The following is a 6,612-nucleotide window of genomic DNA, read 5'->3' as shown; positions in this document are numbered from 1 at the left end:
AGGCGCACCGGCCTGCGATCCCTGAAAATCGTGGTCGCCTTGGAGGCTTGGGCCGCCTCATAGACGCGCGCCGCCTCGCGCGGCGTCTCCCGCCCGGACCGGGCGAAGGGGCCGATCTCGGCCCGGCAAGCTGCAAGCTGCAGCAGCACCATGGCGAGATCAGATGCTGAATCGGCTGCGAACGGGGCGCGGCTGCGGCTCTGATCGTCGAAATCCGTCATGTCCCGCTCCGAAACATTGGGTCAGTCTAGGAGCTGAATTTGCAAAGTTATAGCCAAACTTAACGGCGCGTTAAGGCTGAAAGCCGCATCGTTTCGAAACATTTCCCGATCCGCCCGGGCCAGGACGAGACGGTATCGATCCGCATCGTTCGATCAGCCCCATTGAGGCCCCGTCCGATGCCTGCGCCGTCGATCCTCAGCCCCCGCGACGACTGCCACATCGATCCGCGCAGCCTGCTCTCCTCGATCGGCGAGGTCGTCTACGCCTGGGACATCGTCCATGACGCCCTGACCTGGGGACCCAATGCGCATGAAGTCCTCGCCGGCGTCTCCGACGCAGTCATGAGTCGCGGCCTCTCCTTCGCCGGCCTGGTCGAGCCCGGCAGCGGGCGCAGCCGCTACGATGCGATCTTCTCCGCCAGCGGCCAGGACCAGGGCGAAGGCGTGGTCTACCGCACGCGCTACGCCGCCGACCTCGCCGGCCGCAAAATGTGGATCGAGGATGCCGGCCGCTGGTTCGCCGGCATCGATGGCCGCCCCGCCAGCGCGCGCGGCGTGCTGCGCCTGGAGCGCGCGGTGAAGCCCGACGAGCTCAGTGCCAGCAATGGCGAACTCTGCGACCGCACCGCATTGGTGGAGCGCGTCGAACTGGCCCTGGCCGAGCATCTGCCGGCCGAGCGCGTCGTCGTCGTGCTCGTCGCGGCGATCGACGAACTGACCCGCCTCAACGACGATTTCGGCCATGAGGCGACCGACGAGATCATCGGCGTGGTGCAGGAGCGCCTGCGCTCGGTGATGCGCCGACGCGACCATCTCGTGCGCTATTCCGGCAACCGCTTCGCCATCCTGCTCACCGGCTGCCCGCAGAATCAGGTCGAGGCGGCGGCGCGCCGCTTCATCAAGGCCGTGGCCCAGTCAGCCATCGAGACCGCGCGCGGCATCGCCCTGGTGCGCCTGCGCGTCGGAGCCGCGATTGCGCCCAACCTCTCAAGCCATGCCGGACCTCTGGTCGCCGGCGCCGAGAACGCGCTCGCCAATGCCAAGGCCGGCGCGATCGACGCCGCCGTCATCGCCAAGCGCAGCGACATGCGTGAACCCGCCGTGGCGCGGCAGGGTTTTGACCTGCAGGCCGTGGCCGCCCTGAACGAACGGCGCGTGCAGCTTGCGCTGCAGCCGGTCGTCCGCGCCCGCCAGCGTGACACTGCCTTCCATGAGGCGCTGCTGCGGGTCGGCCAAGGCGAGAACGGCCTCTTCTTCGCCCCCGCCGAATTGATTCCGCTGCTGGAGCGGCGCGGCCTCATCCGCCTGTTCGACCACCGCGTCCTCGAACTTGCCGTCGACATGCTCGTCGGCGATCCCGACCTGTCGCTCTCAGTCAATGTTTCGCCGCGCTCGCTTGCCGATCCCGAATGGCTCGACGCCTTCCTCGCCTGCACCAATGCCGCACGCGGCGTGGCCAAGCGCCTGATCGTCGAGATCACGGAGACGGCGACGATCGAGAATCCCGCGCGGATCGCCAAGCTGCTGGACAAGATCAAGGCTCAGGGCGCGCGCATCGCGATCGACGATTTCGGCGCGGGCCACACCTCGCTGCGGCACCTGCGCACCTTCCCGATCGACATCCTCAAGCTCGACGGCGCCTTCACCCAGAATCTGCGCCGCTCGACCGACGACCGCTTCTATGTGCGCACGCTGATCGACCTCGCCCGCCATCTCTGCGTCGAGACCGTCGCCGAATGGGTCGATGACGAATTGCAGGCGACGATGCTGACCGATTGGGGGGTGACCTATTTGCAGGGTCACCTGATCGGCAAGGCCGAGGTCCGGCCGAAAGCCCAGGCCGGGTCACCCAAGCGCGTGGCCGGCTGAGCTCAGGCTCTGCAGCTCAGACCGAATACCGTATCCGGCCTGATGCTGTAGAGCTTTGACTTGGCATCGGCATGCCTTAGGGCATTTTCGAGCGAAGTGGACACCGGTTCGCGTGAAGAAAATGCGTTAAAACAAGGAGGTAGAGCATTTCCGCGATTCAGAGAAACGCGGAAATCCTCTGGAGCCGGATCACTTCGTCTTGGTCAGCTTGTCCAGGCGCTCGCGCATCTCGCCAAGCTCACGCTTGAGATCGCCGAGATCATCGCCCTTGGCCGGGGCGGCAGTGCCCTCCTCCTTCGCCTTCGCGGCGGCTGCCGCGGCAGCGAAGGGATTGAACATGCGGAACGCGTCGGTGAAGAGCGTCATATTGGCCCGCGTCTGCTGCTGGATCGCGTCGAGCGCCCCGGTGCCGAAGGCCCCGCCCGTGAAGGCCTTGGTCATCTGCTCGCGGAACTGACCCTGGTCCTTGGTCAGATGGTCCATCGAAAATTCGAGATAGCGCGGCACCAGCGCCTGCATGCTGTCGCCATAGAAGCGGATGAGCTGACGCAGGAAGGCGATCGGCAGCAGGTTCTGCCCGTCCTTGGCCTCCTCGTCGAAGATGATCTGGGCCAGGACGGAGCGGGTGATGTCCTCCCCGGACTTCGCGTCATAGACGACGAAATCCTCGCCGCCGCGCACAAGCCCAGCCAGATCCTCTAACGTAACGTAAGAGCTCGTGCCTGTATGATAGAGCCGCCGATTGGCGTATTTCTTGATGACGGTCGGTTCTTTTTCGCTAGCCATCAGTTCCCTACATGACGTTGGTTCGGCTCCTGCCGCGAAACCCGCGACGGACCAAACGGAACGATCTCCCCTCCCGACGATAGCCGCTCAGTGGTTTGCCGCAAGTTTTTTGAGCGTGCAGCGCAAAAACAAGACTAAAGCATGACCTGTTTTGCCCGTCTTTGCAGCAGGTGGAGCGTGACGGACCGGCCGAATCCCGGCATCGGCGCCTTTCTCCTGACTTGACGCAAGCGCGACAGGCTTCGAAGGTGCCCGACGAACCAGGCGGCCCGGCGTGAGAGCGGACCGTCCGACAACAGCGAGGATCTCTCCCATGGCTGATACGGACATCGTCATCGTCGGCGCAGCACGCACCGCCGTCGGCGCCTTCAACGGCGCCTTCGCCAACACTCCGGCCCATGAGCTCGGCGCCGCCGCAATCAAGGAAGCGCTCGCCCGCGCCAAGGTCGAAGGGGCCGAGGTCGACGAGGTCATCATGGGCCAGATCCTGACCGCCGGTCAGGGCCAGAACCCGGCCCGCCAGGCCGCGATGGCGGCCGGCATCCCGCAGGAGGCGACCGCCTGGGGCCTCAACCAGCTTTGCGGCTCCGGCCTGCGCGCGGTGGCCATCGGCCTGCAGCAGATCGTCAATGGCGATGCCGACATCATCGTCGCCGGCGGCCAGGAATCGATGTCGATGTCGCAGCACGGCGCGCATCTGCGCAACGGCACCAAGATGGGCGACATGAAGTTCGTCGACACGATGATCAAGGACGGGCTCTGGGACGCCTTCCACGGCTACCATATGGGCACCACCGCCGAGAACGTCGCGACCAAATGGCAGATCAGCCGCGAAGAGCAGGACAAGTTCGCCGTCGGCTCGCAGAACAAGGCCGAGGCCGCCCAGAAGGCCGGCCGCTTCAAGGACGAGATCGTTCCCTTCACCGTTGCCGGCCGCAAGGGCGATATCATCGTCTCCGACGACGAATATCCCCGCCATGGCGCGACGATCGAGGCCATGGCCAAACTACGCCCCGCCTTCTCGAAGGAGGGCACCGTCACCGCCGGCAACGCCTCGGGCCTCAATGACGGCGCCGCCGCGCTCGTGCTGATGAGCGCCAAGGAAGCCGCCAGGCGCGGCCTGACGCCGCTTGCCCGCATCGCCTCCTGGGCAACCGCAGGCGTCGACCCGGCGATCATGGGCTCGGGTCCGATCCCGGCGACGCGCAAGGCGCTGGAGAGGGCCGGCTGGAGCGTCGGTGATCTCGATCTCGTCGAAGCCAACGAGGCCTTCGCGGCGCAGGCGCTGGCGGTCAACAAGGACCTCGGCTGGAACACCGACATCGTCAACGTCAATGGCGGCGCGATCGCGATCGGCCATCCGATCGGCGCATCCGGCGCGCGTGTGCTGGTGACGCTGCTGCACGAAATGGCCAAGCGCGACGCCAAGAAGGGCTTGGCTACGCTCTGCATCGGCGGCGGCATGGGCGTGGCTCTCGCGGTCGAGCGCTGAGCCCTGCACATGGCGAGGCAGACGACGCTCTACCGCTACATAACCGGGCCCGATGACGCCGCGTTCTGTCATCGCATCTCGGAACTGCTCAGCCGGGGCTGGGTGCTCTACGGGCACCCGACCCTGACCTTCGACGCCACGAGCGGGCGCGTCATCTGCGGCCAGGCGATCATCAAGGATGTCGACGGGCCCTATTCGCCCGACATGAAGCTTGCAGAACAATAGCGCGGCGCTCACGCCGCCAAGAGGGAGGAGACGGGAATGTCGAAGGTCGCTTTGGTCACAGGGGGCACGCGCGGCATTGGCGCAGCGATCAGCAAGGCCTTGAAGGAGGCCGGCCACAAGGTCGCGGCGAGCTATGCCGGCAATGACGAGGCGGCGGCCACATTCAAGGCCGAGACTGGCATCCCGGTCTATAAATGGGATGTCGGCGATTATGACGGCTGCGCCGCGGGCATCGCCACCGTCGAGGCCGAGCTCGGCCCCATCGACATCCTGGTCAACAATGCCGGCATCACGCGCGACGGCTTCTTCCATAAGATGACCAAGGATCAGTGGTCGGCCGTCATCCGCACCAATCTCGATTCGCTGTTCAACATGACGCGTCCGGTGATCGAGGGCATGCGCGCCCGCAATTTCGGCCGCATCATCGTGATCTCCTCGATCAACGGCCAGAAGGGCCAGATGGGCCAGGTCAACTACTCCGCTGCCAAGGCCGGCGATATCGGCTTCGTCAAGGCGCTGGCCCAGGAGAATGCCAATAAGGGCATCACCGTCAACGCGATCACGCCGGGCTATATCGGCACCGACATGGTCGCAGCGATGCCCGAGGAAGCGCTGAAGCGTGTCGTCGCCGGCATCCCGGTCGGACGTCTCGGCAAGCCCGAGGAAATCGCCCAGATGGTTGTCTTCCTCGCCTCCGACAACGGGGCCTTCGCGACGGGAGCGACCTTCGCGGTCAATGGCGGACAATACATGGCCTGAGCCTCGGCTCGAGCAGGATGCGAAAAAGTGGGAACCGGTTTTTGCATTGACCCTGCTCTCACTCTTAGATGAGAGACGGAACCACACGTCATTCCGGGGCGATCCGAAGGATCGAGCCCGGAGTGGCCGGGAGGCTCCGAGTTCAGACAGCAGCTCTACGGTCTCCGTGACGGCATTGGCGCACCCGCCGAGGCGCTCACGACGACGCTGGCGCTCATCCTCGCCGGGGCGGCGGCGATTCTGAAGCACGCGCTGTGACAGCGCGGCACAGTCGCCACAGGCGCGACCAGTGCGCGGTGCACGGCGTAACAGCCGCCTATGACCGCTGCGGTCGTGTCCGTTCGCTCATGGCCAGAAAGCCCGCCCCCAGCATCGCGAGGCGGCAGACGGTCCTGGCTCCGAGGTCGCCGAGATCGTGCTGAGGGGTGAACTCGACGAGGTTGAAGCCGACGATCGGTGCGCGGGCGGCGACACCGTGCAGAAGCTCCACGATGTCGCCATAACCCAGCCCGCCCGGAGCCCGGCCGACGACGCCGGGGATCACCGTGGGGTCCAGCCCATCGACATCGCAACACACCACGACCGGCTGGCCTTCCGGCACCTGTTCGACGGCATAGGCGAGCCCTTTGGCGCGCAGCATGCGCATATCGACCAGTCGCGCGCCCACTGCGACGGCATCTGCCACATCCGATTCCCGGGCGCTGCCGATGCCCCGGGCGCCGACCTGAACGATCGCCCCAACGCCTGCCATTTCGGAGGCCCGCCGCATCGTGCTCGAGGGCCCGAAGCGTTCTCCCTCGACCTCATCGCGCCAGTCGATATGCGCATCGATCTGCAACAGCGTGATCCTGCCATGCGCAGCAAATGCGCGCAGCGCAGGGATCTGGACGCTGTCGTCGCCACCCAGCAGAAGGGGCCGCGCGCCACGGCCCAGCAGCGTCGCGAAAGCCGCCTCGATCCTTGCGCGATTGCCGCCGAAATCGGTTTCGTCGAAGGCGAGATCGCCGCAATCGACCAGAACCGTGTCCGGCATCATCAGCGGCGCGCCGAGATCGAAATCGTAATGCGTCCGGCGGGCGGCATGTCGTGCGCTTGCTGCCCGGATCGCCGCCGGCGCAGCGGCGCTATGGGCGCCATTCCCGGCATAGGGCGTCGCACCGGGAAGCCCGATCACGGCGACCGCGCCTCGCGGCACGGTATCGATGGTGACGGCTTCGCAGTCGAGGAAAGTCGGTCTCTGGGCGCGCGGAACAGGCGTAT

The 6,612-nt window shown here is 66.0% G+C and carries 7 protein-coding genes; 4 read left to right on the top strand and 3 right to left on the bottom strand.

What is annotated here, in order from left to right:
- Nucleotides 1-221, bottom strand: a 221-nt coding sequence (locus ACSQ3P_RS29435) for a hypothetical protein (protein WP_436168972.1), incomplete at its 3' end; no start/stop codon positions are given.
- 177 nt (nt 222-398) lie between these two features.
- Between ACSQ3P_RS29435 and ACSQ3P_RS29430 the strand changes: the two genes are divergently transcribed.
- Nucleotides 399-2,090: an EAL domain-containing protein gene (locus tag ACSQ3P_RS29430; protein ID WP_436168971.1), complete on the top strand. Its 1,692-nt coding sequence runs from the start codon at nt 399-401 to the stop codon at nt 2,088-2,090.
- 189 nt (nt 2,091-2,279) lie between these two features.
- On the opposite strand, the gene phaR is transcribed toward ACSQ3P_RS29430, so the two are convergent.
- Entirely contained in the window at nt 2,280-2,876 is a 597-nt protein-coding gene (gene phaR / locus ACSQ3P_RS29425; protein ID WP_310146682.1) for a polyhydroxyalkanoate synthesis repressor PhaR, read from the bottom strand.
- Between the two features lie 313 nt (nt 2,877-3,189).
- Here phaR and ACSQ3P_RS29420 point away from each other — a divergent pair, with 313 nt between their 5' ends.
- Genes ACSQ3P_RS29420 through phbB form a run of 3 tightly spaced genes read left to right on the top strand, consistent with a single transcriptional unit; the run spans nt 3,190 to nt 5,352 of the window.
- Nucleotides 3,190-4,368, top strand: a complete 1,179-nt coding sequence (locus tag ACSQ3P_RS29420) for an acetyl-CoA C-acetyltransferase (RefSeq protein ID WP_436168970.1) — start codon at nt 3,190-3,192, stop codon at nt 4,366-4,368.
- Between the two features lie 9 nt (nt 4,369-4,377).
- Complete coding sequence (locus ACSQ3P_RS29415; protein WP_436168969.1) at nt 4,378-4,593, top strand: DUF1737 domain-containing protein; 216 nt, start codon at nt 4,378-4,380, stop codon at nt 4,591-4,593.
- Between the two features lie 36 nt (nt 4,594-4,629).
- Nucleotides 4,630-5,352, top strand: coding sequence for an acetoacetyl-CoA reductase (gene phbB, locus ACSQ3P_RS29410; RefSeq protein WP_436168968.1), 723 nt, complete (start codon nt 4,630-4,632; stop codon nt 5,350-5,352).
- 316 nt (nt 5,353-5,668) lie between these two features.
- On the opposite strand, the gene ACSQ3P_RS29405 is transcribed toward phbB, so the two are convergent.
- Nucleotides 5,669-6,526, bottom strand: a complete 858-nt coding sequence (locus ACSQ3P_RS29405) for an arginase family protein (RefSeq protein ID WP_436168967.1) — start codon at nt 6,524-6,526, stop codon at nt 5,669-5,671.
- Between the last annotated feature and the right edge of the window lie 86 nt (nt 6,527-6,612).

Origin of the sequence: Allobosea sp. LjRoot9 (assembly GCF_964252745.1) — a bacterium.
GTDB lineage: Bacteria > Pseudomonadota > Alphaproteobacteria > Rhizobiales > Beijerinckiaceae > Allobosea.
This window is presented reverse-complemented; position numbering and strand designations above follow the sequence as displayed.

Excerpts from the sequence above, each read along its gene's own strand:
- ACSQ3P_RS29430 (WP_436168971.1), top strand. The coding sequence starts at position 399 with ATGCCTGCGCCGTCGATCCTCAGCCCCCGCGACGACTGCCACATCGAT.
- phaR (WP_310146682.1), bottom strand. The coding sequence starts at position 2,876 with ATGGCTAGCGAAAAAGAACCGACCGTCATCAAGAAATACGCCAATCGG.
- ACSQ3P_RS29420 (WP_436168970.1), top strand. The coding sequence starts at position 3,190 with ATGGCTGATACGGACATCGTCATCGTCGGCGCAGCACGCACCGCCGTC.
- ACSQ3P_RS29415 (WP_436168969.1), top strand. The coding sequence starts at position 4,378 with ATGGCGAGGCAGACGACGCTCTACCGCTACATAACCGGGCCCGATGAC.
- phbB (WP_436168968.1), top strand. The coding sequence starts at position 4,630 with ATGTCGAAGGTCGCTTTGGTCACAGGGGGCACGCGCGGCATTGGCGCA.